Origin of the sequence: Streptomyces sp. NRRL F-4489, from assembly GCF_001509485.1 — a bacterium.
GTDB lineage: Bacteria > Actinomycetota > Actinomycetes > Streptomycetales > Streptomycetaceae > Streptomyces.
On the sequence record NZ_LLZI01000233.1, the window covers coordinates 21,598 to 47,271 of the forward strand.

Sequence of the window (25,674 nt, forward strand, 5' to 3'; positions counted from 1 at the left end):
CCCGACTCCTGGATCAACCTACGCGGAGGCAGCGTGTCCGGATTCGTAGAAAAGCCCGAGCCCGTGCAGGTCCCGGGGCTCACCCACCTGCACACCGGCAAGGTCCGCGACCTCTACCGGACCGCCGGCGGCGACCTCGTCATGGTCGCCAGCGACCGGCTGTCGGCGTACGACTGGGTGCTCCCCACCGAGATCCCCGACAAGGGCCGGGTGCTGACGCAGCTGTCCCTGTGGTGGTTCGACCAGCTCGCCGACCTGGCCCCGCACCACGTCCTGTCCACCGAGCTGCCCGAGGGCGCCCCCGCCGACTGGGCCGGCCGCACCCTGGTCTGCCGCTCGCTGGCCATGGTCCCGGTGGAGTGCGTGGCCCGCGGCTACCTCACCGGCTCCGGCCTCGCCGAGTACCGCGAGTCCCGCACGGTCTGCGGGCTGGCGCTGCCCGAGGGCCTGACCGACGGCTCCGAACTCCCCGCGCCGATCTTCACCCCGGCCACCAAGGCCGCCGTCGGCGACCACGACGAGAACGTCTCCTACGAGGAGGTCGCCCGGCAGATCGGCGCCGACACCGCCGCCCGGCTCCGCCAGCTGACCCTCGCCGTCTACTCCCGGGCCCGCGACATCGCGCGCGAGCGCGGTCTGATCCTCGCCGACACCAAGTTCGAGTTCGGCTTCGACGGCGACCGGCTGGTGCTGGCCGACGAGGTCCTCACACCGGACTCCTCGCGCTTCTGGCCCGCCGACCGGTGGCAGCCCGGCCGCCCCCAGCCGTCCTTCGACAAGCAGTACGTCCGCGACTGGCTGACCTCGCCGGACGCCGGCTGGGACCGCACCGGCGAGCTGCCCCCGCCGCCCCTTCCGCCGGAGGTCGTCGACCGCACCCGCGCCAAGTACGTCGAGGCGTACGAGCGCCTGACCGGCCTGCCCTGGTCCTGAGCGGAGAGACGCGAAAGGCCCCGGTCCGACGAGGACCGGGGCCTTTTCTCTGAGCGGACGACGAGGCTCGAACTCGCGACCTCAACCTTGGCAAGGTTGCGCTCTACCAACTGAGCTACGTCCGCATGCTCCGTGCGCGGGCTTCCGTTCCGGTCGCCACCGCGCGGTGCGAGCCCTACTATAGCCAACTTCCCGGCCCCGGACGCACGCCTTCGCCCACGGCCCCGGGCCCGGCCCCGCAGGCGCGCCGCCCCGGCACCCCGCGCTCGCCGCCGGCCCGCTCTCCCCGGCCCGCCGCCGCCCGCCCCAATTCCGGCCCCGCACCGGCCGTTTCGCCCGCGCGCTGGCGGCCCGCATCCCGGCGCACGACTCCGGCCCCGCCGCGCCCCGCTCCCGCCGCCACCGCCGGCGCTGTGTCCCTCACCACACCGACCGCGCGCGGGCACCACATCCACCACTCACAGGCGCGATACCCACCCCGCACCCGGGAATCCGAACACCCCGGAAATGACAAAGACCCCGATCCATCAGGACCGGGGCCTTTTCTCTTGAGCGGACGACGAGGCTCGAACTCGCGACCTCAACCTTGGCAAGGTTGCGCTCTACCAACTGAGCTACGTCCGCAGGCATCCACTCGGCTTTCACCAGTGGCGCGACAGCTACTCTACCTGATCCTTCGGACCGGTAGAACTGCCAGAGCGGGTGACAGGGATTGCACACTGCGCCTCCCCCTTGGAAAGGGGGCGCTCTACTACTGAGCTACACCCGCGTGACTCCTCGGGGCCCGGCCTTCCGGCCTCGCCCCTCGGCGTGCTCCAGACTCTAGCTGATCAGTAGGGGTGCTGTGCAAGTCGGCGGTGTGCGGACCCGCGGACGTCAGGCAAGTCGGTTAGTCATTGGCCGCGTTGAAGGCTTCGTAGACCTTCTTGGGGATGCGGCCGCGGGGCGGGACGTCCATGTGGTGGGAGCGGGCCCAGGCGCGGACGGCCGCGGGGTCGGCGGTCACCGCGGTCCGGTGGAACGCCTTGCCCGAGCGGGCCCGCTTGCGGCCGGCCTCCAGGTACGGAGCGAGAGCACCGCGCAGTTTCTTCGCATTGGCGGGATTGAGGTCGATCTCGTACGACTTCCCGTCCAAACCGAAGATGACCGTCTCTGCGGCTTCTCCTCCGTCGATGTCATCGGAGAGCGTCACTACTACGCGCTGCGCCACGGATATCGGTCCTTTCGTGGAGCTACCCCTTGTTGACATGGGGTGATGCTCCGGATCCGGCTGATTGGGATCAATGCTTTTTCATTTGTACAGCGATGGGCATTGCATTGTGAAGCCCATTTAATTTCGTCCGCGTGTCCTGCCGCAATCCGGCCCCCCGTTCTTTTCGCAGATTTTTCCTGCCGGGGCCGGCGCCGATACCCGGCCGTGATCCGGCACACCGTATATCTATGCGCGTAGATTTTCGAACACGGTACTGTGAGGTCACCGCCTTACGCACCACACCACCGGGAGTGCCAGTGGCACGCGTCGTAGTCGACGTCATGCTCAAGCCGGAGATCCTCGACCCGCAGGGGCAGGCGGTGCAGCGCGCACTGCCACGCCTGGGCTTCGAGGGGATCGCCGATGTCCGTCAGGGCAAGCGTTTCGAACTTGAGGTGGAGGGCCCCCTCGACGAGGCCGCCCTCGCCCGCATCCATGAGATGGCCGGGACCTTCCTCGCCAACACCGTGATCGAGGACTTCACCGTCCGGGTCGACGACGCCGTGCGGGCGGAGTCATGACCGCTCGGGTCGGGGTCGTCACCTTCCCCGGCACGCTCGACGACCGCGACACCCAGCGCGCGGTCCGGGCGGCGGGGGCCGAGGCGGTGCCGCTGTGGCACCGCGACAAGGACCTCCACCAGGTCGACGCCGTGGTCCTGCCCGGCGGCTTCTCGTACGGCGACTACCTGCGGGCCGGGGCGATCTCCCGGTTCTCGCCGGTGATGGAGACCGTGCTCGAACAGGCCCGCGCCGGGATGCCGGTGCTCGGCATCTGCAACGGCTTCCAGGTGCTCACCGAGACCCACCTGCTGCCGGGCGCGATGCTGCGCAACAATCACCTGCATTTCCTCTGCCGCGACCAGAAGCTGCGGGTGGAGAACGCCGCCACCGCCTGGACCGCCGACTACGCCGAGGGCCAGGAGATCAGCATTCCGCTGAAGAACATCGACGGCCGCTATGTCGCCGACGAGCGGACGCTGGACATGCTGGAGGCCGAGGGCCGGGTGGCCTTCCGCTACGCGACCGGCGGCCCGGCCGCCGAGGGCTACGGAAACCCCAACGGCTCGCTCCGCGACATCGCCGGCATCACCAATGAGGCGGGCAATGTCGTCGGCCTGATGCCGCACCCCGAGCACGCCGTCGAGCCGCTGATCGGCACCGGCCGCACCGACGGGCTCGGATTCTTCACCTCGATCCTCAAGAAGCTGGTCAACGTCTGATGCTGCCCTCTTCCGGGGAACGGCCCCCGTCCCCCCGCACTCTCGACACCGTCAAGCACGCCACCGAGACCCCCGGCGCGGACCAGCCCTGGGCCGAACTCGGCCTCAAGGAGGACGAGTACGCGCGGATCCGGGAGATCCTCGGCCGCCGGCCGACCGGCGCCGAGCTGGCCATGTACTCGGTCATGTGGTCCGAGCACTGCTCGTACAAGTCGAGCAAGGTCCACCTCAAGCAGTTCGGCGAGAAGGCCCCCGAGAACGACGCGCTGCTCGTCGGCATCGGGGAGAACGCCGGTGTGGTGGACGTCGGCCAGGGCTACGCGGTCACCTTCAAGGTCGAGTCGCACAACCACCCGTCGTACATCGAGCCCTACCAGGGCGCGGCCACCGGCGTCGGCGGCATCGTCCGCGACATCCTCGCCATGGGCGCCCGCCCGGTCGCGGTGATGGACCCGCTGCGGTTCGGCGCCGCCGACCACCCCGACACCAAGCGGGTGCTGCCCGGCGTCGTCGCGGGCATCGGCGGCTACGGCAACTGCCTGGGCCTGCCCAACATCGGCGGCGAGGTCGTCTTCGACCCCTGCTACCAGGGCAACCCGCTGGTCAACGCGTTGTGCGTCGGTGTGATGAAGCACGAGGACATCCACCTGGCCAAGGCGTCCGGCGCCGGCAACAAGGTCATCCTCTACGGCGCCCGCACCGGTGGCGACGGCATCGGCGGCGTCTCCGTACTGGCCTCCGAGACGTTCGATGACACCAAGCCCGCCAAGCGGCCCGCCGTTCAGGTAGGCGACCCGTTCCAGGAGAAGCTGCTCATCGAGTGCACCCTGGAGATCTTCCGGGAGCGGCTGGTCGCCGGCATCCAGGACCTCGGCGGCGCCGGGCTGTCCTGCGCCACCAGCGAGCTGGCCAGCGCCGGCTCCGGCGGTATGCGGGTCGAGCTGGACACCGTTCCGCTGCGCGACTCCTCGCTCTCCCCCGAGGAGATCCTGATGAGCGAGTCGCAGGAGCGGATGTGCGCGATCGTCGAGCCGGACAAGGTCGACCGCTTCCTGGAGATCTGCGAGAAGTGGGACGTCATCGCCACCGTCATCGGTGAGGTGACGGACGGCTCGCGGCTGGAGATCTTCTGGCACGGCGAGCAGATCGTGGACGTCCCGCCGCGCTCGGTCGCCCACGAGGGCCCGACGTACCACCGGCCGTACGCCCGCCCGGAGTGGCAGGACGCGCTCCAGGCCGACGACGCGGCCAAGCTCCCGCGTCCGGCGGACGGGGACGAGCTGCGCGCCCAGGTGCTCCGGCTGGCCGGCTCGCCCAACCAGGCGTCCAAGGCGTGGATCACCGACCAGTACGACCGCTTCGTGCAGGGCAACACCGTGCTGGCGCAGCCGGAGGACTCCGGCATGGTGCGGATCGACGAGGAGACCAACCTCGGCGTCGCGGTCGCCACGGACGGCAACGGCCGGTACACCAAGCTCGACCCGTACACCGGCGCGCAGCTGGCGCTGGCCGAGGCGTACCGCAATGTCGCCGCCACCGGCGCCAAGCCGCTCGCGGTCTCCGACTGCCTGAACTTCGGCTCGCCGGAGGACCCGGCGGTGATGTGGCAGTTCGCCGAGGCCACCCGCGGTCTCGCCGACGCCTGCCAGGTGCTGGGCACGCCGGTCACCGGCGGCAACGTCTCGCTCTACAACCAGACCGGCGAGGCGGCCATCCACCCGACGCCGGTGGTCGCGGTGCTCGGCGTCATCGACGACGTCACCCGCCGCACGCCGATGGCGTTCGCGGAGGAGGGCCAGCTGGTCTACCTCCTCGGTGACACCCGCGAGGAGCTGGGCGGTTCGGCCTGGTCGCAGGTGGTCCACGACCATCTCGGCGGGCTGCCGCCGAAGGTCGACCTGGAGCGGGAGCGGCTGCTCGCCGAGATCCTGATCTCCGCGTCCCGCGACGGCATGATCGACGCCGCGCACGACCTCTCGGACGGCGGGCTGGTCCAGGCGCTGGTGGAGTCCTGCCTGCGCGGCGGCAAGGGCGCCCGGCTGGTCGTGCCGGACGGGCTGGACCCGTTCGTCTTCCTGTTCTCGGAGTCGGCGGGCCGGGCGATCGTGGCGGTGCCGCGCAGCGAGGAGCTGCGGTTCACCGACATGTGCGGGGCGCGCGGGCTGCCGGCCACCCGGATCGGCGTCGTGGACGGCGACGCGCTGGTGGTGCAGGGGCAGTTCGCCCTCCCGCTGGAGGAGCTGCGGACGGCGCACGAGGGCACCATCCCGGGGCTGGTCGGCTAGTTCCGGCCCCCTTGTACGGCTGAGGGAGCGGCCCGCCAGGAGTGCCCGGCGGGCCGTTCCGGCTTTCCGGTCCCGCTTCCGGTCCCGCGCTCCCACGGGTGGGTTGATCGTCATTACGTAACTACGTAATCTGGAGGCGACCGGCCGACCACAGGGGGAACGTCATGCCGTCCATGTCCGCACCGCCGACCGGCGCGCCGTCCGGGCGCGGGCCGTCCGCGCGGTCCGCCGCGCTGCGCAGGGCCGCCGACGGGCTGGCCCGGCTCGGCCTGCTGGCCTTCTTCGTGCTGGTGGTGGGGAGCCACTTCATCGATGTCCCGTACTGGCTGACGTGGGTGCCGTTCGTCCTCTCGGTGGCCGTCACGGCCCTGGTGAACCGCCGGGGGCGGGGCGCCGGGTGCGCGCCCGGAGGGCGGCCGGTGGCGGTGGCGGCCCCGGTGGCCGGCCGCTGGAAGGCGCTGAACAGCCCGGCCGACCGGATCCCCAGCCACGGCACCCGGGCCTACGGGCAGGCGTACGCCATCGACCTGGTGGCCGAGCCGGAGCCCGGCGCCCGGCCCGGCTTCGGCTGGTGGCCGCTCGCCCGCCCCAACGGCGACTTCCCGGCCTTCGGCGCGCCGCTGACCGCCGTCGCCGACGCCACCGTCGTCCGCGCCGACGACCGGCAGCGCGACCACCGCGCCCGCACGTCCTGGCTCGCGCTCGGCTACTTCTTCCTGGCCGAGGGCATGATCCGCCCCCTGGGCGGCGCCCGCCGCATGATCGGCAACCATGTCGTCCTCGACCTGGGCGGCGGGACGTACGCGCTCTACGCCCACGTCCGGCGCGGTTCGCTGACCGTCCGGCCCGGCGACCGGGTGCGCGCCGGGCAGACCCTCGGCGCCTGCGGCAACTCCGGCAACAGCACCGAACCGCACGTCCACTTCCAGCTGATGACCACCGGCGACCCGGAGACCGCCGACGGCCTGCCGTTCACCTGGCACGGCATCGGCGTCCCGCGCAACGGGGAGGTTTTCGAGGCGGGGGCGGGGGAGGCCGGGGGCACGCCGGAGGCCGCGCCGGCCGGGGCCGGGCGGTCCGCGTCCGATGTCAGTGGTGCCGCCTAGTCTGACGGTATGTCTCCTGCCACGCGTCCGCCGCGCGCCCGCCGGTACGACCCGGCCAAGACCCGGGCCGCCGTCACGGCCCAGTACGCCCATGTCCGTACGGCGGTCGGGGCCCTGACGCCGGAGCAGCTGGCGCTGCCCACCCGGCTCGGCGACTGGACGGTGCGCGAACTGGCCGCCCATCTGTCGATGGCGGTCGGCAGCGTGGTGCGCGCCCTGCGGCTGCCCGCCCCAGCCGCCCCGGAGGTCACCCCGGCGGCCTGGCCCGCGGCCACCGCGCGGTACGCCGCCGGCATCGACGAGGACGTCCGGGCGCTGGCGGCGGCCCACGACCCGGCCGAGCTGCTGGAGCGCACCGCCGGCGAGTTCGCGCGGGCGCTGGACGGCGAGCCCGGCGACCGGGTCATACCGTGCCGCCCGGGCGCCATGCTGCTCGCCGACTACCTCGTCACCCGCTGCGTCGAACTGGTCGTCCACACCGACGACTTGGCCGCCGCGCTCGGCCAGGAGATCCCCTACGACCGGCAGGCCCTGGCCACCGCCGTCCGGTTGCTCGCCGACGCGCTGGCCGCCAAGGCGCCCGGCGGCTCGGTCGAGGTCCGGGTGCCGCCGTTCGCCGTGGTGCAGTGCGTCGAGGGCCCCCGCCACACCCGCGGCACACCGCCCAACGTCGTCGAGACCGACCCGCTGACGTGGATACGCCTGGCCACCGGCCGTACGGACTGGGCGGCGGCGGTCGACGCCGCGGCGGTCAGCGCCAGCGGCGAGCGGGCCGGGCTCGGCGGCCTGCTGCCCGTCATGGGCTGACGCCGGGCCGCGGCCGGGCGCTCCCCCGGGACGGCGCCGGCCCGCGGCCCGGCCGAGCCGGCGGCGGCCGGTCAGCCGGCCGGATACGGCAGCAGCGTCCGGTCCACCGCCTCCCAGGAGGCCCGCAGCCGGGCCAGCAGCTCCTTCTCGTGCCCGGCCCGGTCGGCCTGCTCCCGCGGGTCGGTGGCGAGGTCGAAGAGCTGGTCCCGCCCGCCGCGCCCGCGGTAGTACTTCCAGTCGCCGCGCCGCAGCGCCCGTTCGCCGCGCACCCGCCAGAAGAGGTCCCGTTCGGGCAGCCGCTCCCCGCGCAGCAGATAGCCGGCCAGGCTCGTCCCGTCCAGCGGGTAGCGGCGGTCCGGGCGGGCGCCCGCCAGCTCCAGGAGGGTGGCCGTCCAGTCCGGGGTGAAGACCGGCTCGTGGCTGACCTGCCCCGGGTCGATCCGGGCCGGCCAGCGCACGATCGTCGGCACGCGTATCCCGCCCTCCTGGAGCGACGCCTTCTCCCCGGAGAGCGGCCAGTTGTACGACCAGCGCTCCCCGCCGTTGTCGCTGGCGAAGAAGACCAGGGTGTCCTCCTCCTGCCCGGAGCGGCGCAGCGCGGCCAGCACCTCGCCGACCGAGCGGTCCAGGTCCTCGACCATCTCCCGGTACTTTTCCAGCGAACCGCCGTCCTCGTGGAAGAGGGCCCGCCGGTCGCCGGCCTTGATCCGGCGGACGAGCTCGGCGCTCTCCTCGGTGTCGCCCTCCGCGATCCACGGCCAGTGCGGCGTCGTGTAGTTGAGGTTCAGCAGCCAGGGCCGGCCGCCGCCGCGCCCGCCGTCCGCCCGCCCGGCCCCGGTGACGTACTCCACCGCCCGCTCGGTGAGGATCCGGGTGTAATACCGCAGGTCCTTGTACTCCGCGTCGCCCTCGTAGAGGTCGTACTCCCCGGCCAGCCCCAGCTTGGAGTAGTACTCCAGCGCGCCGCCGAAGTTGCCGAAGAAGGTGTCCCAGCCGGATTTGGTCGGGCTGTGGTCCGGCAGGTAGCCGCAGTGCCACTTGCCGATCAGCGCGGTGGCGTAGCCGGTGTCCCGCAGCAGCGAGGCGAGTGTGGGGTGGCCCGGGTCCAGGCCCGCGCCGCGGTCGGCGATCGGCTCGGCCAGCCCGCCCGCGGTCCGGCCCGGGTAGCGGCCGGTGTACAGCGAGAAGCGGGTGGGGGAGCAGGTCGCCGACCCGGAGTACGCCTGGGTGAAGCGGACGCCCTGCCGGGCCAGCCGGTCCAGATGCGGTGTCCGGATACCGGACGCCCCGTACGAGGACAGGTCGGCCCAGCCCAGGTCGTCGCCGAGGATGAAGAGGATGTTGGGGCGCCGGGAGCGGCGGCCCGGGGCGGCCTTGAACGGGCGCTCGGCGGGCAGCACCGGGGCGGGCGCGGCGGCAGCGGCGGCCGGCGCACCGGCCAGCGCGCCCAGTCCGCCCGCGGCGGCGGCCGCCCCGGCGAGCCCGCCGAAGGCCCGCCGGGACAGGCCCGGCGCCGGCCGGGACGAAGCGGCGGGTGACGGGCCGGAAGGGCCGGAAGGGCCGGATGAACCGGACGGACCGGACGGATCGGCGTGACCGGTCGGCTGGGAAGGATCGGCGGAGGTCATCGTGGCGGCTCTCCAGAGGAGTAGGGCAAGGGGGCCGTACGGGCGCGGCGCACCGGCCCCCGGGGACGGCGGGAGGCGGCCGGGCGTCGCGAATGTCACACCGGCCAGGGACGGCACGGATCCGGCATACGCGGCGGATCAGGCCGAACGGCCCTGGCGGAGGTGCGGGGGGGAAGCGGGAAAGTGCGGCTCGTGCGGCGGCGGGAGCGGCGGTCAGCGGCACCGGCGAAGGCAGCGGCTGACGGCGGGACCGGCGGCGCGGCGGCGGCCGGAGCGCCCGGCCGCCCGGATCAGCCGCGGCGACAGACGGCGCTGGCCAGCCGACCGAGGTCGACATGGCGGCGGCACACCAGGCGCGGTGTGCGGCGGGGCACCCGGTGGCACGCCGGGCGCGCCAGGGGCGGCGGGGTCTGCATGGGCAGGAATCCTGGCCGCGCGGCCGTGGGCACGTCAAGCACGCTTAACGCGCCGTTCATGCACTCCTCCAGCTCCCCGCCCATCCCCGGTTCGGATGAATCCGCGACCTGCCCTAGACTCTGGAACGTGCCACGTGGTGACGGACGACTCAACCACGACCTGCTCCCCGGTGAGAAGGGCCCCCAGGACGCCTGCGGCGTCTTCGGTGTCTGGGCCCCGGGAGAAGAGGTCGCCAAACTCACCTACTTCGGGCTGTACGCGCTGCAGCACCGTGGACAGGAGTCCGCGGGCATCGCGGTGAGCAACGGCTCCCAAATCCTCGTCTTCAAGGACATGGGCCTGGTTTCCCAGGTCTTCGACGAAACCTCCCTCAGCTCCCTCCAGGGCCATATCGCCGTGGGCCATGCCCGCTACTCCACCACCGGTGCCTCGGTGTGGGAGAACGCGCAGCCGACGTTCCGCGCCACCGCGCACGGATCCATCGCGCTCGGCCACAACGGCAATCTGGTCAACACCGCCGAACTGGCCAAGATGGTCGCCGCGCTGCCCCGCGAGGGCGGCCGGGCCACCCAGGTCGCGGCGACCAACGACACCGACCTGGTCACCGCCCTGCTGGCCGGCCAGGTCGACGAGGACGGCAAGCCGCTGACCGTCGAGGAGGCCGCGCCCCGCGTCCTGCCGAAGGTCATGGGCGCCTTCTCGCTCTGCTTCATGGACGAGCAGACCCTCTACGCCGCCCGCGACCCGCAGGGCATCCGCCCGCTGGTCCTCGGCCGCCTGGAGCGCGGCTGGGTGGTGGCCTCCGAGACCGCCGCCCTGGACATCGTCGGCGCCAGCTTCGTCCGGGAGATCGAGCCCGGCGAGCTGATCGCCGTGGACGAGGACGGCCTGCGCAGCTCGCGCTTCGCCGAGGCCCGCCCCAAGGGCTGCGTCTTCGAGTACGTCTACCTCGCCCGCCCCGACACCGACATCGCGGGCCGCAACGTCTACCTCTCCCGGGTGGAGATGGGCCGCAAGCTGGCCGCCGAGGCGCCCGCCGACGCGGACCTGGTGATAGCGACCCCGGAGTCCGGCACCCCGGCCGCGGTCGGCTACGCCGAGGCCAGCGGCATCCCCTACGGCTCCGGCCTGGTGAAGAACTCCTACGTCGGCCGGACGTTCATCCAGCCCTCGCAGACCATCCGCCAGCTCGGCATCCGCCTCAAGCTCAACCCGCTCAAGGAAGTCATCCGCGGCAAGCGCCTGGTGGTCGTGGACGACTCGATCGTCCGCGGCAACACCCAGCGCGCCCTGGTGCGGATGCTGCGCGAGGCCGGCGCCGCCGAGGTCCACATCCGGATCTCGTCCCCGCCGATCAAGTGGCCGTGCTTCTTCGGCATCGACTTCGCCACCCGCGCGGAGCTGATCGCCAACGGGCTGAGCGTCGAGGAGATCGGCAAGTCGCTGGGCGCCGATTCGCTGGCGTACATCTCCCTGGACGGCATGGTCGAGGCGACCACCATCGCCAAGCCGCAGCTGTGCCGCGCCTGCTTCGACGGCGAGTACCCGATGGCGCTCCCGGATCCGGAGCTGCTGGGCAAGCACCTCCTGGAGCCCGGCACCAAGGTCCCGGCCACGTCCGACGTGGACGGCCTCCGGACGCTCACCGCGGGGGTCGGCGGCGCCGACGCGCTGCGCCGCCCGTAGAGCCCGTCACACCACCCGAACGAAAGTTATCGGCCATGTCCGCTGAATCAACCGGTGCCAGCTACGCGAGCGCGGGTGTCGACATCGAAGCCGGCGACCGCGCCGTGGACCTCATGAAGGAGTGGGTGGCGAAGGCCACCCGCCCGGAGGTCGTCGGCGGGCTCGGCGGTTTCGCCGGCCTCTTCGACGCCTCCGCGCTCAAGCGCTACGAGCGTCCGCTGCTGGCCTCGGCCACCGACGGTGTCGGCACCAAGGTCGACATCGCCCGCCGGATGGGCGTCTACGACACCATCGGCCACGACCTCGTCGCCATGGTCGTGGACGACCTGGTCGTCTGCGGCGCCGAGCCGCTGTTCATGACCGACTACATCTGCGTCGGCAAGGTCTACCCGGAGCGGGTCGCGGCGATCGTCAAGGGCATCGCCGAGGGCTGCGTCCTGGCCGGCTGCGCCCTGGTCGGCGGCGAGACCGCCGAGCACCCGGGCCTGCTGGGCCCGGACGAGTTCGACGTGGCCGGCGCCGGCACCGGCGTGGTCGAGGCCGACCGGGTGCTGGGCGCCGAGCGGATCCGCGCGGGCGACGCGGTGATCGCGATGGCGTCCTCCGGACTTCACTCGAACGGGTACTCCCTGGTCCGCCACGTCCTCTTCGACCGGGCCGGCCTGGCGCTGGAGCGGGAGGTCCCCGAGCTCGGCCGCACCCTCGGCGAGGAGCTGCTGGAGCCCACCAAGATCTACTCGCTGGACTGCCTGGCCCTGACCCGCACCTGCGAGGTGCACGCCTTCTCGCACATCACCGGCGGCGGCCTGGCCAGCAACCTCGCCCGGGTGATCCCGGACGATCTGCACGCCGTGGTCGACCGCGCCACCTGGGCGCCCGGCGCGATCTTCGACCTGGTCGGCACCGCCGGCGCGGTCGAGCGGAGCGAGCTGGAGAAGACCCTGAACATGGGCGTCGGCATGATCGCCGTCGTCCCCCAGGAGTCGGTGGACGTCGCCCTGGCCACCCTCGCCGACCGCGGGGTGGACGCCTGGGTCGGCGGCGAGATCACCGAGCGCGGCGCGCACACCGAGGCTGTGGCCCTGACCGGTGAGTACGCGAGCTGACGTCGCAGGCGCGCGGGGCCGCCGGGCCGGCGGCCCCGGTCCCGCGCGCAGCGAAGAACCCGGTCCGGGGGATTCCCTGGACCGGGTCCGTGATGGTGTGATGAGTCCCGTGACCGCGCAGATCGCCAGGCGCCCGGCCGCTGGTGGACCGGCCGTCCGCAGTGACGTCAGGCGCGACGACGCTGGGAGGAGTGGCCCTCTTCCTCGTCGTCGTCGGCGTTGTACCGTTCTGCGTACCGCGCGTACGGGTCGTCGTCCTCGTCGTCCTCGAACGGCTCTCGGTTCGGAGGCTGCTGGTTCGACTGCGATGCAAGCTCTTCGGCCAGTCGTGAGAGATCCGTCCCACCGCTGCTGTACTTCAGCTGGCGGGCGACCTTTGTCTGCTTGGCCTTGGCCCGGCCGCGCCCCATGGGTCGACCCCCTCAATGACGGGGCTCGGTGGCCCCAGAGTCTTGACACGCGTTCATGATTCAGAGCGGGCTCTCGACGGAGAGACCGGCCCGTAGGGCTTTAACGGTACCTGCTTCCGCGGCCATACGGTACGTCGCCCGCATCACCCACCGCTCGGCACGACCGGCACGGTGCCCCGTCCACGCTGGTCAACTGCGATTTTAACCTGTCCTGTACGGCGACCCGCCGACGGGTGGTGAGGGATGTCTCCCCGACCGCCCGCGGCGGGCCGCACAAGGGTGTGTTTCCGGCCACGTGAGCGAGGGGGGCCGGCACCGGCCGGTCAGCCCCGCCGCGCCTCCGCCATGCGCGCCTCGGCGATCCGGTCGGCCGCCGCGGCCGGCGGGATCCCGTCCGCCTTCGCACGAGCGAATATCGCCAGCGTGGTGTCGAAGATCTTCGCGGCCTTCTTCTTGCACCGGTCGAAGTCGAAGCCGTGCAGCTCGTCGGCCACCTGGATGACGCCGCCGGCGTTCACGACGTAGTCCGGGGCGTAGAGGATGCCGCGGTCGGAGAGGTCCTTCTCCACACCCGGGTGGGCGAGCTGGTTGTTGGCCGCGCCGCACACCACCTTCGCGGTCAGCGCCGGCACCGTCTCGTCGTTCAGCGCCCCGCCCAGCGCGCACGGCGCGTAGATGTCCAGGCCCTCGGTGCGGATCAGCGCGCCGGTGTCGGCCGCGGCGGTCACCCGCGGGTGGCGGGCCAGGATCCGCTGCACCGACTCCGCGCGCACGTCCGTGATCACGACCTCGGCGCCGTCCTCCAACAGGTGCTCGACGAGGTGGTGCCCCACCTTGCCGACGCCCGCGACGCCGACCCGGCGGCCGCGCAGCGTGGGGTCGCCCCACAGGTGCTGGGCGGAGGCCCGCATGCCCTGGAAGACGCCGTAGGCGGTCAGGACGGAGGAGTCGCCGGCGCCGCCGTTCTCCGGGGAGCGGCCGGTGGTCCAGCGGTTGGTCCGGGCGATCACGTCCATGTCCGCGACGTAGGTGCCGACGTCGCAGGCGGTGACGTAGCGGCCGCCGAGCGAGGCCACGCAGCGCCCGTAGGCGAGCAGCAGCTCCTCGGTCTTGACCAGCTCCGGGTCGCCGATGATCACGGCCTTGCCGCCGCCGTGGTCCAGCCCGGCCAGCGCGTTCTTGTACGACATGCCGCGCGCGAGGTTGAGGGCGTCCAGCACGGCCTCGTCCTCGGAGGCGTACGGATGGAAGCGGGTGCCGCCGAGGGCGGGGCCCAGGGCGGTGCTGTGGATGGCGATCACGGCCTTGAGGCCGCTGGCCCGGTCCTGGCAGAGGACGACTTGCTCGTGGCCGCCCTGCTCCGTGCGGAACAGGGTCTGCAGGACGCCGCCGGCGGCGTCCGCAGGGGCAGGACGTACGTCGGTCACTGTGGTGACTCCCATAGTCGCGGAAGGACGCCCTCCTGGAGGTGGGGAGGGCCGGTCGGGATGAGCGTAAGTCCTCCCGGCCGGGTTGATCGGCCCGCTCGGGAGGATCACCCCCTCCCGGGGGACGGACATGGCACGATCTGCCGTACAGGGGCCGGGCGGGGGTAGGCAACTCCGGGCGGTGGACTTTCCTTTGGAGGAGCGGGCGTGGCCGTGGCGTCGTCGGTGCGGGTCCCGTATGTGGCGTATCTGCGGGTCTACGAGCCGCTGGCGGCGTTCCCGGAGCCGGAGCGCTCCTACTGGGCACGCTACGCCGAGCGGGACGAGACCCCCACGGCCCTCGACGAGCAGCGCCGGGCGCTGGCCGATCTGCTGCCGACCCCGCCGGTGCCGGTCCCGGTCCACGAGAGCGGCGACGCGTTCGTCGCGGAGGTGGACGGCGCGGTCTGCGTCTGCCCCTGGCGGACCCGGCTGCGCGGCTGGCAGGCGCTGGCCGCCCTGGAGGAGCTGCTGCCGGCCGCCGTCCTGGACGCCGCGCTGCCCCCGGTGGTGCGCCGGCAGGCGGCCACCGACTACGAGCGGTGGCGCGAGCGCCACCCGGACGCCCGCCCCTGGATCCGCGCGGCCACCTGGCACGTGCCGGTCCGGTGGTTCGTCCTCTTCGACGACGCCGAGCGGGAGTACACCAAGGGTGACGGCGCGCCTGTGCTGCGTTACCGGACGCCGATGGCGCAGGCCCGCCGCCGGGTCGCGCGCGGGCTGCGGACGCTGCGGGACGCCCTGGAGGAGGGCCCGCTGATCGACGGCCTGGTAGATGTGGGGCGCTGGCTCGAGGAATTCCACCCGCGTTCGCTCGTGGAGCTGGATTACGGAGGGCTGGTGCACGCGGTGCCCGAGGGGCGGCTCGCCGGGGACCGCTCCGCCGCGGAGGTGGCGGAGGGGCTGGCGGCGCTGCGCGAGGGGGACGGCGAGCGGGCCGGTGCCGCGTACGAGAAGCTGTCGCGGCGGTGGCGCCTGGTCCGCGAACGCCAGTTCTCCAGCTGAACACCGGAAGACCGGCGCGGAGTTGGCGGCGCGGTGGTCACCTGACGGGGCGTTCGGGACGTAGGTCCCGATCCGGGCCATTGCCGCAAGCGTGACCTAAAGCACTGACTTCGGGTCTTGCTCTCAAGCTGCACCCTCGTGCCAAAATAGGACAAGGAGTCTGACTTTGGCTCCTTCCGTCCAACTAAGGGCGGATAGATCGGTATTGCGCTCCTTGAGGGGTCTCGTGGCGGGTGGTCGTGGTGTGACTGATCGTCACGGGGGTGTGACTGTCCGCTATGGCACGGTCCATCGGCATCCGCCGAGGTTGAACACCTGAGAGGGCAATTCCATCGGTTTGGCCGACGTGGCTGGACAGATGGTGTAGTTGTAGTGCCGAGGACAAGCCGTTCGTCCTATAACCGACTCGGCCCGCGTCCGCCATTTCGGGCAACGCGGGTCAAGGTGCAGAATTTAGAGGAAAGAACCGTGATGGTTCGGTTCTCCCGAGGAGGCCGCTCATGACCGCTCGCACCCCTGACGCCGAGCCGCTGCTTACCCCCGCCGAGGTCGCCACGATGTTCCGCGTGGACCCGAAGACGGTGACCCGCTGGGCCAAGGCAGGCAAGCTCACGTCCATCCGCACGCTCGGAGGGCACCGGCGTTACCGCGAGGCTGAGGTCCGCGCACTGCTCGCGGGTATCCCGCAGCAGCGCAGCGAGTCCTGAATAACCGCATAACCAGGCTGTTTTCGGGCCCCCCAACCCGGAAACGCCCGCATACCGCTCCACCTGCTCCATCCGCTCCACAGAGCTCTTCACGACGCGGCGCCTGCCCCAACAGGCCCCACACCCGCTCCATCCGGGTACGTCATCGATCGCGCTGGACTCCGCCGGGTCCGGCGCGATCTCTTTTGTGTGCGGCCGTTCCCGGGCCGCTCGCGGCGCTCGGGCCGCCCCGGCGCCGGTCGGCTCCGCGAGGCGCGCCAGCGGCTTTCCAGGGCCCTTGAAGGGCCTCGCCGAACCGGACCTGGCGGTCTCGTTTCGCCGCATTGGAGGGGTGGTGCAATTGCACATATTAAATGGACCTGTTGTAGGCGGGCGGTAAGTTCCCCATCCCGCGAAACTTGTTCGGTGACTCCCGTCACACAGCAGGGTTATTGAACCCCTGGAGATGCTGGGGTATAGCGCTATTCCGCCGCTTTCTCCGTACCAGCCTGCCACCGCGCGCAACGGCGGCACAGGCGCCCTTGGTCACCGGGCGGCGGGACTTCCGTCCTCGGCCGGCGGCGCGCAGACGGCCGGGGAGGCGCTCGGGGCGTCCGGGGGCGCGGCGGGCCCGGAACGGGCGCCGTGCGGCTCCATGGCGAGCCGGAGCAGCTGATGGCAGACCGGGCAGTGCCGGGTCCGGTGGCGGTAGCCGTAGCGCAGCGCCGCCGACAGGTGGGCGCGCAGCAGCGCCCCGGTCTCGTGCCGTACCGCAGCCGCCATCGCCCGCCACCTCCCGGCCCCCACGCCTTCCTACGTGGGTACCGGCGGCCGGGGGCGCCGTCAAGACCGCCGCCGTCCCCGGCCGCCCGCGGCAAGGGCAACGGCAGCGGGCGGGAACGCCGACGGCCCGCACCGGAAAACCGGTACGGGCCGTTGGGAGATGCGGTCCTGACGGGATTTGAACCCGCGGCCTCCACCTTGACAGGGTGGCGAGCACTCCAAACTGCTCCACAGGACCTTGCTTCGCTTTCCGCTTGCGGCGGGCTGCGAAGCAAGACTGTACAGCAGGTCAGGGGGTGCGGTCGAACTCGGACCCGGATACCGCCCAGAGGGCCGCCCCGGCCTACGGCGCCGCCGCGTCCACCGCCTTCATGATCCGCTTGTCGGAGACCGGATACGCCGTCCCCAGGGCGTGCGCGAAGTAGCTGACCCGGAGTTCCTCGATCATCCAGCGGATCTCCCGGGCCGCGTCCGGCACCGGCCGCCCCGGGGGGAACTGCTCCAGCAGCCAGGCGTACTCGTCCTGCATCTCCTTGACCTTCGCCATCCGGCTGCGGTCCCGCTCGGCGTTGGTGGGCAGCTGCGTCAGCCGGCGGTCCACCGCGACCAGATAGCGCAGCAGGTCCGGCAGCCGCTTGGCGCCGTGCTCGGTGACGAAACCGGGCTTGACCAGCGCGGCCAGCTGCTCCTTGACGTCCGCCAGCGACGCCAGCAGCGAGGGGAAGGTGGTGGCCTTCAGACGGCGCTCGCACGCCTGCCAGGCGGCCAGCACCTCCTGCGTCTGCCGGACGGTCTGCAGCGTGGCGTCGACCAGATCGGCCCGCACCGCGTCGAAGAGCTTGCGGAAGCCCTCCTCGTCCCACGCCGGGCCGCCCCGGGCCGCGATCAGCCGGTCCGCGGCGGCGGTCACGCAGTCGTCGAAGAGCGCGCCGATGGAGCCGTGCGGATTGCGGGACAGCGCGAGCTTCTGCTGGTTGCTCAGCTTGTCCTGGGCGAACTTGGCGGGGTTGGAGGGGATGTTGAGCAGGATGAGGCGGCGGGTGCCGGCCCACATGGCCGTCCGCTGCTCGTCCTCGGTGTCGAACAGCCGCACCGCGACGCTGCTGCCCTCGTCGGCCAGCGCCGGATACGCCTTGACCGGGTGGCCCGCGCGGCGGGTCTCGAACGTGCGCGGGAGCGTGCCGATCGTCCAGGACGTCAGGCCCGTGCGCTGCTCCGGGCCGGCCGGCGCGGCCTCGCCCTGGCTGCCGGCGCCCTTGCCGCCCTTGGCGGGCCGCTCGGCGGCCTCTGTGAAGGCCCGGGAGATGGCCGCCTGGGTCTTGGGCTTGAGCTGGAGCCGCAGCGCCTCCAGGTCCTTGGCCTCGGCGAGCTTGCGGCGGCCCGCGGCGGAGCCGCCCTTGGAGGCGGCGTCGTACACCCGGAAGGTGATCTTCAGGTGATCCGGGACCTTGCCCAGGTCGAAGTCCGCGGCGTCCACCGGCACCCCCACCATCCGCTGCAGGCCCGCGGCCAGCGCGGCCGTCAGCGGGCCCTGGAGCGGCACGGTGGTGTCCAGGAAGCGGGCGGCGAAGTTCGGCGCCGGGACGTAGTTGCGGCGGATCGGCTTGGGCAGCGAGCGGATCAGCTCGGTCACCAACTGCTCGCGCAGGCCCGGGATCTGCCAGTCGAAGCCCTCGGAGGAGACCTGGTTGAGCACCTGGAGCGGGATGTGGACGGTCACGCCGTCCGCGTCCGCGCCCGGCTCGAACTGGTAGGTGACCTTGAACTTCAGCTTCCCCTGCCGCCAGGTGTCCGGATAGGCGTCCTTGGTGACGGCCTCGGCGGACTCGTTGATCAGCATGGAGTGCTCGAAGGTGAGCAGCTCCGGCTCCTCCTGGCGCTTCCGCTTCCACCAGGCGTCGAAGTGCGCCCCGGAGACCACGTCGGCGGGGATCCGCCGGTCGTAGAAGTCGAAGAGCGTCTCGTCGTCGACGAGGATGTCGCGGCGCCGGGCGCGGTGCTCCAACTCCTCGACCTCGCCGAGGAGTTTGCGGTTGTCATGGAAGAACTGGTGGTGGGTGCGCCAGTCGCCCTCGACCAGCGCGTGCCGGATGAACAGCTCGCGGGAGGTCTCGGGGTCGATCCGGCCGTAGTTGACCTTGCGCTGGGCGACGATCGGGACGCCGTAGAGCGTGACCCGCTCGTACGCCATCACCGCGGCCATCTTCTGCTCCCAGTGCGGCTCGCTGTAGTTCCGCTTCACCAGATGCCCGGCGAGCGGTTCGATCCACTCCGGTTCGATCCGGGCGTTGACCCGGGCCCACAGCCGGGACGTCTCGACCAGCTCGGCGGACATCACCCAGCGCGGCGGCTTCTTGAAGAGCGCGGAGCCGGGGAAGACGGCGAATTTGGCGCCGCGGGCCCCCAGGTACTCGTTCTTCGCCTCGGTGTCCTTCAGGCCGATGTGCGAAAGCAAACCGGAAAGCAGGGCGGTGTGGAGGTGCTCGGGCGCCGCGTCGGTGTCGTTCAGATGGATGCCCATCCCCTTGGCGACCGTCCGCAGCTGCGAGTAGATGTCCTGCCACTCGCGTATCCGCAGGTAGTTCAGGAACTCCGCGCGGCACATCCGGCGGAACGCGGACGAGGACAGCGCCTTCTGCTGCTCGCGGACGTACCGCCAGAGGTTGAGGTACGCCAGGAAGTCGGAGGTCTCGTCCTTGAAGCGGGCGTGCTGCTGATCGGCCTGCTGCTGCTTGTCCGCCGGCCGCTCGCGCGGGTCCTGGATGGACAGCGCCGCGGCGATCACCATCACCTCGCGGACGCAGCCGGTGCGGTCCGCCTCCAGCACCATCCGGGCCAGCCGGGGGTCCACCGGCAGCTGGGCGAGCTTCCGGCCCAGCGGGGTCAGCCGCTTGCGGACGTCCTTCTGCGCGGTGTCCAGCGCCCCCAGCTCGCGCAGCAGGTCGATGCCGTCCTTGATGTTGCGGCGGTCCGGCGCGTCGATGAACGGGAACTTCTCGATGTCGCCGAGCCCGGCCGCGGTCATCTGCAGGATGACGGAGGCGAGGTTCGTCCGCAGGATCTCCGCGTCGGTGAACTCCGGGCGGGAGAGGAAGTCCTCCTCCGAATACAGCCGGATGCAGATACCGTCGCTGGTCCGGCCGCAGCGGCCCTTGCGCTGATTGGCGCTGGCCTGCGAGACCGGCTCGATCGGCAGCCGCTGCACCTTCGTACGGAAGCTGTAGCGGGAGATCCGGGCCATGCCCGGGTCGATGACGTACTTGATGCCCGGGACGGTCAGCGAGGTCTCGGCGACGTTCGTCGCCAGCACGATCCGGCGGCCGGAGTGGCGCTGGAAGACCCGGTGCTGCTCGGCGTGCGACAGCCGCGCGTACAGCGGCAGGATCTCGGTGCCCGGGAGGTTCTTCTTGGCCAGCGCGTCGGCGGTGTCGCGGATCTCCCGCTCGCCGGAGAGGAAGACCAGGATGTCGCCGGGGCCCTCGGCCCGCAGCTCGTCCACCGCGTCGCAGATCGCGGTGATCTGGTCGCGGTCGGGGTCCTGGCCGCCCTCCTCCAGCAGCGGGCGGTAGCGCACCTCGACCGGATACGTGCGCCCGGAGACCTCGACGATCGGCGCGCCCGTCCGCTCGCCGTCCCCGTCCGCCCCGGTCTCCGGCCGGCCGTCGACGGTGGCGACGCTCCCGAAGTGGCGCGCGAACCGCTCGGGGTCGATCGTCGCGGAGGTGATGACGACCTTCAGATCCGGGCGCCGGGGCAGCAGCTGCGCCAGATAGCCCAGGATGAAGTCGATGTTGAGGCTGCGCTCGTGGGCCTCGTCGATGATGATCGTGTCGTACTGGCGCAGCTCGCGGTCGGTCTGGATCTCGGCGAGCAGGATGCCGTCGGTCATCAGCTTGACGAGGGTGTTCTCGCCGACCTGGTCGGTGAAGCGGACCTTCCAGCCGACCACCTCGCCCAGCGGCGACTTCAGCTCCTCGGCCACCCGCTCGGCGACCGTGCGGGCCGCGATCCGGCGCGGCTGGGTGTGCCCGATCAGGCCCTTGACGCCGCGCCCCAGCTCCAGGCAGATCTTGGGGATCTGGGTGGTCTTGCCGGAGCCGGTCTCGCCCGCGACGATCACGACCTGGTGGTCGCGGATGGCGGCGAGGATCTCGTCCTTCTTCTGGCTGACCGGCAGCTCCGCCGGATAGCGCACCTCCGGCAGCGCGGCGCGCCGGCTCGCCACCCGCAGCTCGGCGCCGTCGATCTCGGCGGCGATCTCGGCGAGCACCGCCGCCCGCGCCTCGGGCTTGCGGATCCGGCGCGCGCCGTCGAGCCGGCGCCCCAGCCGCTGCTGATCGCGCAGCATCAGCTCGGGGACGCGCTTCAGCAGGGAGGACAGCGTGGGGGCGGCGCCGTCGGTGGGGGCGGAGGCAGGCTGACTGGACATACGTCCCCCAGGATCTCACCTCGCGGAAAAGACTGGCGAACCATTTGCGGGCGGGCCCGGCTCTCCAGGGGCGGCGACCCCGGGCGGTATGTCCGGCATGGGTGCTTTAGCGTGGATGGCATGCGTGATCATGAAGGCGAGCACGGCGCCCACGCCCCGCACGGCGCCCACGGCCGGCCCCGGACCGCGGCGGAGCGCTGGGCGGCCTTCCGGTCCTCGCCGTTCCTCCCGGCCACGGTCCTGCTGGTCATCCTCGCCGCCGCGGCCGGCCTCTTCGCCGGCTCGTACACCTACGCCATGGCCAACCCCACCCCCCGGCACATCCCCACCGCCGTCGTCACCACTCCCGCCGCCCCGCAGCAGGAGACCTTCGTCGCCGGAATGGAACGCGCCCTGAACGCCTCCCTCCGGCTGACCGGCTACGCCACCTACGACAAGGCCCGCGCGGCCGTGGACGAGCAGCGGGAGTACGCGGTGCTGCGGGCCCGCGGCCGCGGCGTCGAACTGGACGTCTCCGGCGCCTCCGGCGCGACGGTGGCCCAGGTGCTGTCCGAGGCCGCCGCCAAGGTCGGCCCGGCCACCGGCGTGCCGGTCACCGTCCGGGACATCAAACCGCTCCAGCACGGCGACCCCCGCGGCCTGGCACTGTTCTACATCTCGCTGGCGGCCGTGATCATCGGCTTCGTCGGCGCCATCCAGCTCAGCGTGCACGCCCGCGGTCTGAACCCGGCCGAGCGGATCGCCTTCACCGTCGCCTACGCCCTGCTCGGCGGCTTCGCCATCGCCGCGGTGGCCGACTGGTGGCTGGGCGCGCTCCGGCTGCCGTTCGCGGAGTCCTGGATGATCCTGGCGCTGACCATGTTCACGTCCGGCATGGTCTTCACGATGTTCAACACCCTGATCGGCCGCTGGGCCATGCTCCCCACCTGGGGCCTGATGGTGCTCCTGGGCAACCCCTCGTCCGGCGGCGCGGTCTCCTGGCCGCTGCTGCCGTCCGTCCTCGGCCTGATCGGCCGCTGGCTGCCGCCGGGCGCCTCGGTCAACGCCCAGCACACCGCCGTCTACTTCCGCGGCCACCAGCACGCCTTCCCGTTCCTGGTGCTGGCCGGGTGGGCGCTGGTCTCCTGCACGGTCTTCTGGGTCTGGCGCCACCGCCACCCCGGGGGCCGCGAGCCGGCACCGGCACCGGCCGCCGGCTCCTGAGCGGACCCGGCGCCGGATCCGCGCCCGGAAAAGAAAAAGACCCCGGTCCGTTTCCGAACCGGGATCTTCTCCCAATGGGTGTGGCTGGGGCCGGGGTCGAACCGGCGACCTTCCGCTTTTCAGGCGGACGCTCGTACCAACTGAGCTACCCAGCCGCAGCGGTCCTGACGGGATTTGAACCCGCGGCCTCCACCTTGACAGGGTGGCGAGCACTCCAAACTGCTCCACAGGACCTTGCATTGCGCGAGTGGCGTGAACCAGTCTCGCACACGGTGGTGCGTGCCCCCAACGGGATTCGAACCCGTGCTACCGCCTTGAAAGGGCGGCGTCCTGGGCCACTAGACGATGAGGGCTGATGGCCCGCCTTGGCGCCGTTACCGGCTCCGTCGGGGACGTGAGAAGCATATGGGATGGGAGGACCGTTCGCCAAAACGGTTTACCCGGCCCGGTCGGACGGTGTCCCCGGGGGCGCCGGGGACCGGGTGGCGGCGGGCCCGCCGGGCGCGTTCTCCCGCGGCAGATGGCGGCTGACCTCGGCCCGGGCGAGCCCCAGCCCGCCGAGGGTGATCTCGTCCCACGCCTGGAGGTGCCGGGTGGCGCGGTCCAGGTAGAGCACCGAGGCCTGGACCGGCGCGGGCTCCTTCCCCTGGACGGCGCGCAGCCCGCCGCCCCCGGTGGAGCCCTCGATCATCAGCCGCGTCCCCCCGGGCAGCGTCCGGGTCTCCCGGTGGTGGAGGTGGCCCGCCAGCGCCAGCGGGACCAGCCCGTCGGCCTGCTCGGCGGCCGCCGGCTCGTGGGCCAGGGCGATGTCCACCGGGGTGCCGGCCAGCCGCTCGGTGCGCAGCGCCTCGGCGAGCCGGCCGCCGGCGGCCCGTTCGGCCGCGTCGCCGGCCGGCGCCACCGAGCGGTCCGGTGTGAACTGCGGGTCCCCGACGCCCGCGATGCGCAGCCCGGCCACCCGGGTGACGCGCCCGCCGTCGAGGACGGTGACGTGCGGGCGGCCGGACAGGGCGCGCTGGGTGGCGCCCGAGTCGTGGTTGCCGCGCACCCAGACGTACGGCGCGCCCAGGGTGGACACCGGGTCCAGGAAGCGGTTCTCGGCGGTGGAGCCGTGGTCCATGGTGTCGCCGGTGTCGATGACCACGTCGATCCGGTACTGCCGCACCAAGGAGGCGATGAGGTGCCAGGCGGCCGGGTTGAGGTGGATGTCGGAGACGTGCAGGACCCGCAGGGTGGTCGGGTCGGGCCGGTAGGCGGGCAGCGCCGAGACGGTGTCGTAGAGCTTGCTGACGTTGGTGACCAGGCGCGCCAACTCCTGCTGGTAGACGCCGAATTCGCTGACGATGCCGCGCGCGGTGCCGACCACGGACGGCGCCGAGGTGAGCAGCCCGGAGAACCGCGGCTCCAGGACGGACTTGGGGTTCCAGGTGGCGTACGCGGCGGCCCCGGAGGCGGCGAGCAGGGCGAGCGCGAGGCCGCCGGCGGCCAGCGCGGGGCGCGGGCGGCGGTAGACCGCCAGGCCCAGCGCGGTGGCGCCGCCGGCCACCGCCGCGCACGAGGTCACCGCCAGGCCCGCGGCGCCGCGCAGCACGTCATGGGTGACCTGGCCCTGGAGCCCGGCGAACCGCTCGGGGTGGTCCACCAGCGCGGCGGAGCGGGCCGGGTCCAGCCGGTCCACGTCCACGTCGACGCGGACCGGGGCGCGGTGGCTGTCCAGCTCCAGGTCGCCCAGCGGCGGGACGGTGATCCGGGTGCCGCCGGTCAACGAGGGCCGCAGCGCCATGCTGGTGTCCATCGGGCCCACCGGGGCGCGCACCCCGCCCAGCACCAGCAGTCCCAGCCAGGCCCCGAGCAGGCTGACCGCCGCCAGCCCCAGGGCGCGGGCGTACGGGCGCGGGGGCGGGGCGAGGGGCAGCGCTGGGTCCGTGGGGCGGAGGCCGCCGGGCGGCCGGGGTATCGCGGCGGGCCACCGCCGGCCGGCCGGGCCGTTCCGCCGACCGCCGCGGAGGCCGTTCCGGAGGCCGTGGCGGCGGGGGCGCGGCAGGCGGGCGCCGGGGCGGTCCGGCGGTTCGGGAGGCGAAGTCCGGGAGCGCGCTGGGCGGGCCATTGGTCCCGTATGCCCGGCTGTGCGGGCCGTTATGCGGGAGGGCGGGGGTCCGCTTGGGAGGGGATCAGCCCCAGCCCAGCTCGTGGAGCCGGGCGTCCTCGATGCCGAAGTGGTGGGCCACCTCGTGGATCACGGTCACGGTGACCTCGTGCACCACGTCCTCCGGCGACTCGCAGTACCGCAGCGTGGGGCCCATGTAGATCGTCACGCGGTCCGGCAGGACGGCCGCGTACCACTCGCCGCGCTCGGTGAGCGGGGTGCCCTCGTACAGCCCCAGGAGTTCCGGATCCGACGGGTCCGGTTCGTCCTCCACGAACACCGCCACGTTGTCCATGAGCCGGGTCAGCTCCGGCGGGATCCGGTCCAGCGCGTCGCTGACCAGGCCCTCGAACTCCTCGCGCGTCATCTCCAGCACGGGGCCATTGTCCGGCACCGCCTGGCTCCTGTCGCCCAGTCCGGCGCCGCCCGCCGGGGCGGGCAGCGGTTTCCCGGGCGCTCGGATCGGCTCGCTGAACGCGGCCCCTGAATGCGGCACGCATTCCCGAAATCGCTCGAAAGCCTTTCGATTTCCCGCGCGGGGAATCCACCCCACGGGTGGAATGGATCAACGGGACCCGGGGCATCGGCGGGCGCCCGCCGAATTCCGCTTGCCACGATCACGAGATCGTTCGCCCATCGGATGATCCACCGAATCAGGAGCCCTATCGTGCGCAAGAAGCTGTCCGCCTGGCAGGCCGCCGCCGCGTCGTCCCTCGTCACGGCCGTGGCCGTCGTCGTACCGCTGAGCATCAGCAGTGCGAGCGCCAGCGCGGCACCGGAAGACCCCATCGTCGTGACCGGCCCGGTCGTCGGCCAGAACAAGGAGTCGGTCGCCACCTGCCCGGAGGGCACGCGGGTCGCCGGCGGCGGTTACCAGTTCGACCGGATCAACAAGACGAACGGCGGCCGGAACCCCAACGGAGCGATCACCACCGACGCCCCCAAGACGGACGGAACGGGCTGGCGGATCAATTCGTTCGGCCAATACAACGAGGTCAAGGCGTACGCCTTGTGCACGCACGGCTGAGAGAAGGGAAACGGTGAGCGGGTGGGGCCCGCCGCGGTGAGCGCGGGCCCTGCCAGGACCCAATCCGGGTCTTTTCC

The 25,674-nt window shown here is 72.3% G+C and carries 20 protein-coding genes and 7 tRNA genes; 12 read left to right on the forward strand and 15 right to left on the reverse strand.

Annotated elements, in window-relative coordinates; translation table 11 throughout:
• The first annotated feature begins 33 nt into the window (after positions 1–33).
• Positions 34–933, forward strand: coding sequence for a phosphoribosylaminoimidazolesuccinocarboxamide synthase (locus tag ADL22_RS20925; protein ID WP_066981804.1), 900 nt, complete (start codon positions 34–36; stop codon positions 931–933).
• A gap of 52 nt (positions 934–985) precedes the next feature.
• Here the strand turns inward: ADL22_RS20925 and ADL22_RS20930 are convergent.
• From ADL22_RS20930 to ADL22_RS20945, 4 genes are all read right to left on the reverse strand, one after another.
• Positions 986–1,058, reverse strand: a tRNA-Gly gene (locus ADL22_RS20930).
• Between the two features lie 426 nt (positions 1,059–1,484).
• Positions 1,485–1,557 (reverse strand) — tRNA-Gly (locus ADL22_RS20935).
• A 73-nt stretch (positions 1,558–1,630) separates the two neighbouring features.
• A tRNA-Gly gene (locus ADL22_RS20940) sits at positions 1,631–1,702 on the reverse strand.
• 120 nt (positions 1,703–1,822) lie between these two features.
• Positions 1,823–2,143: a histone-like nucleoid-structuring protein Lsr2 gene (locus ADL22_RS20945; RefSeq protein WP_066981807.1), complete on the reverse strand. Its 321-nt coding sequence runs from the start codon at positions 2,141–2,143 to the stop codon at positions 1,823–1,825.
• A gap of 299 nt (positions 2,144–2,442) precedes the next feature.
• On the opposite strand from ADL22_RS20945, the gene purS reads away from it, so the two are divergent.
• The 5 genes from purS to ADL22_RS20970 all read left to right on the forward strand — a co-directional run bounded on the left by purS (position 2,443) and on the right by ADL22_RS20970 (position 7,605).
• Positions 2,443–2,706: a phosphoribosylformylglycinamidine synthase subunit PurS gene (purS, locus tag ADL22_RS20950; protein WP_066981809.1), complete on the forward strand. Its 264-nt coding sequence runs from the start codon at positions 2,443–2,445 to the stop codon at positions 2,704–2,706.
• Positions 2,703–3,407 (forward strand): phosphoribosylformylglycinamidine synthase subunit PurQ, encoded by a 705-nt coding sequence (gene purQ / locus ADL22_RS20955; RefSeq protein ID WP_066981812.1) that lies wholly within the window; start codon positions 2,703–2,705, stop codon positions 3,405–3,407. Before purS ends, purQ begins: the two co-directional genes overlap by 4 nt.
• Positions 3,407–5,692 (forward strand): phosphoribosylformylglycinamidine synthase subunit PurL, encoded by a 2,286-nt coding sequence (gene purL, locus ADL22_RS20960; RefSeq protein WP_066981816.1) that lies wholly within the window; start codon positions 3,407–3,409, stop codon positions 5,690–5,692. The genes purQ and purL overlap by 1 nt, the downstream gene beginning before the upstream one ends.
• Positions 5,693–5,865: 173 nt before the next feature.
• Positions 5,866–6,798: a M23 family metallopeptidase gene (locus ADL22_RS20965; protein WP_066981869.1), complete on the forward strand. Its 933-nt coding sequence runs from the start codon at positions 5,866–5,868 to the stop codon at positions 6,796–6,798.
• Positions 6,799–6,807: 9 nt separating this feature from the next.
• Positions 6,808–7,605, forward strand: a complete 798-nt coding sequence (locus ADL22_RS20970; protein ID WP_066981819.1) for a sterol carrier family protein — start codon at positions 6,808–6,810, stop codon at positions 7,603–7,605.
• Between the two features lie 71 nt (positions 7,606–7,676).
• Here ADL22_RS20970 and ADL22_RS20975 read toward each other — a convergent pair whose 3' ends face one another.
• Entirely contained in the window at positions 7,677–9,233 is a 1,557-nt protein-coding gene (locus tag ADL22_RS20975) for a sulfatase (RefSeq protein ID WP_079064298.1), read from the reverse strand.
• A 543-nt stretch (positions 9,234–9,776) separates the two neighbouring features.
• On the opposite strand from ADL22_RS20975, the gene purF reads away from it, so the two are divergent.
• Both purF and purM read left to right on the forward strand, forming a co-directional pair.
• Entirely contained in the window at positions 9,777–11,336 is a 1,560-nt protein-coding gene (purF, locus tag ADL22_RS20980) for an amidophosphoribosyltransferase (RefSeq protein WP_066981822.1), read from the forward strand.
• Positions 11,337–11,371: 35 nt separating this feature from the next.
• Positions 11,372–12,442 carry a phosphoribosylformylglycinamidine cyclo-ligase gene (purM, locus tag ADL22_RS20985; protein WP_066981825.1) on the forward strand — a complete coding sequence of 357 codons (1,071 nt, stop codon included), beginning with the start codon at positions 11,372–11,374 and terminating at the stop codon, positions 12,440–12,442.
• A gap of 167 nt (positions 12,443–12,609) precedes the next feature.
• On the opposite strand, the gene ADL22_RS20990 is transcribed toward purM, so the two are convergent.
• Complete coding sequence (locus tag ADL22_RS20990) at positions 12,610–12,852, reverse strand: DUF3073 domain-containing protein (protein WP_066981828.1); 243 nt, start codon at positions 12,850–12,852, stop codon at positions 12,610–12,612.
• A gap of 323 nt (positions 12,853–13,175) precedes the next feature.
• On the reverse strand, positions 13,176–14,294 hold the full coding sequence (locus ADL22_RS20995; RefSeq protein ID WP_079064299.1) for a Leu/Phe/Val dehydrogenase: 1,119 nt from the start codon (positions 14,292–14,294) through the stop codon (positions 13,176–13,178).
• 192 nt (positions 14,295–14,486) lie between these two features.
• On the opposite strand from ADL22_RS20995, the gene ADL22_RS21000 reads away from it, so the two are divergent.
• Entirely contained in the window at positions 14,487–15,323 is an 837-nt protein-coding gene (locus tag ADL22_RS21000; protein ID WP_066981834.1) for a hypothetical protein, read from the forward strand.
• A gap of 500 nt (positions 15,324–15,823) precedes the next feature.
• Complete coding sequence (gene bldC, locus ADL22_RS21005) at positions 15,824–16,030, forward strand: developmental transcriptional regulator BldC (protein WP_003980577.1); 207 nt, start codon at positions 15,824–15,826, stop codon at positions 16,028–16,030.
• Positions 16,031–16,555: 525 nt separating this feature from the next.
• On the opposite strand, the gene ADL22_RS21010 is transcribed toward bldC, so the two are convergent.
• The 3 genes from ADL22_RS21010 to hrpA all read right to left on the reverse strand — a co-directional run bounded on the left by ADL22_RS21010 (position 16,556) and on the right by hrpA (position 21,221).
• Complete coding sequence (locus ADL22_RS21010) at positions 16,556–16,792, reverse strand: DUF6274 family protein (RefSeq protein WP_066981837.1); 237 nt, start codon at positions 16,790–16,792, stop codon at positions 16,556–16,558.
• 163 nt (positions 16,793–16,955) lie between these two features.
• A tRNA-Asp gene (locus ADL22_RS21015) sits at positions 16,956–17,030 on the reverse strand.
• Positions 17,031–17,135: 105 nt separating this feature from the next.
• On the reverse strand, positions 17,136–21,221 hold the full coding sequence (hrpA, locus tag ADL22_RS21020) for an ATP-dependent RNA helicase HrpA (protein WP_066981840.1): 4,086 nt from the start codon (positions 21,219–21,221) through the stop codon (positions 17,136–17,138).
• Between the two features lie 120 nt (positions 21,222–21,341).
• Here hrpA and ADL22_RS21025 point away from each other — a divergent pair, with 120 nt between their 5' ends.
• Positions 21,342–22,424 carry a hypothetical protein gene (locus tag ADL22_RS21025; protein WP_066981843.1) on the forward strand — a complete coding sequence of 361 codons (1,083 nt, stop codon included), beginning with the start codon at positions 21,342–21,344 and terminating at the stop codon, positions 22,422–22,424.
• 81 nt (positions 22,425–22,505) lie between these two features.
• On the opposite strand, the gene ADL22_RS21030 is transcribed toward ADL22_RS21025, so the two are convergent.
• The 5 genes from ADL22_RS21030 to ADL22_RS21050 form a co-directional block, all read right to left on the reverse strand.
• A tRNA-Phe gene (locus ADL22_RS21030) sits at positions 22,506–22,579 on the reverse strand.
• A 4-nt stretch (positions 22,580–22,583) separates the two neighbouring features.
• A tRNA-Asp gene (locus ADL22_RS21035) sits at positions 22,584–22,658 on the reverse strand.
• 46 nt (positions 22,659–22,704) lie between these two features.
• Positions 22,705–22,777: transfer RNA gene (locus ADL22_RS21040), tRNA-Glu, on the reverse strand.
• Between the two features lie 83 nt (positions 22,778–22,860).
• The gene (locus tag ADL22_RS21045; RefSeq protein WP_066981846.1) at positions 22,861–24,531 is read right to left on the reverse strand and encodes a metallophosphoesterase; all 1,671 of its coding nucleotides are present in this window, start codon (positions 24,529–24,531) and stop codon (positions 22,861–22,863) included.
• A gap of 64 nt (positions 24,532–24,595) precedes the next feature.
• Positions 24,596–24,946: a metallopeptidase family protein gene (locus ADL22_RS21050; protein WP_066981875.1), complete on the reverse strand. Its 351-nt coding sequence runs from the start codon at positions 24,944–24,946 to the stop codon at positions 24,596–24,598.
• Between the two features lie 291 nt (positions 24,947–25,237).
• On the opposite strand from ADL22_RS21050, the gene ADL22_RS21055 reads away from it, so the two are divergent.
• Entirely contained in the window at positions 25,238–25,597 is a 360-nt protein-coding gene (locus ADL22_RS21055; RefSeq protein WP_066981849.1) for a hypothetical protein, read from the forward strand.
• The last annotated feature ends 77 nt before the right edge of the window (positions 25,598–25,674 follow it).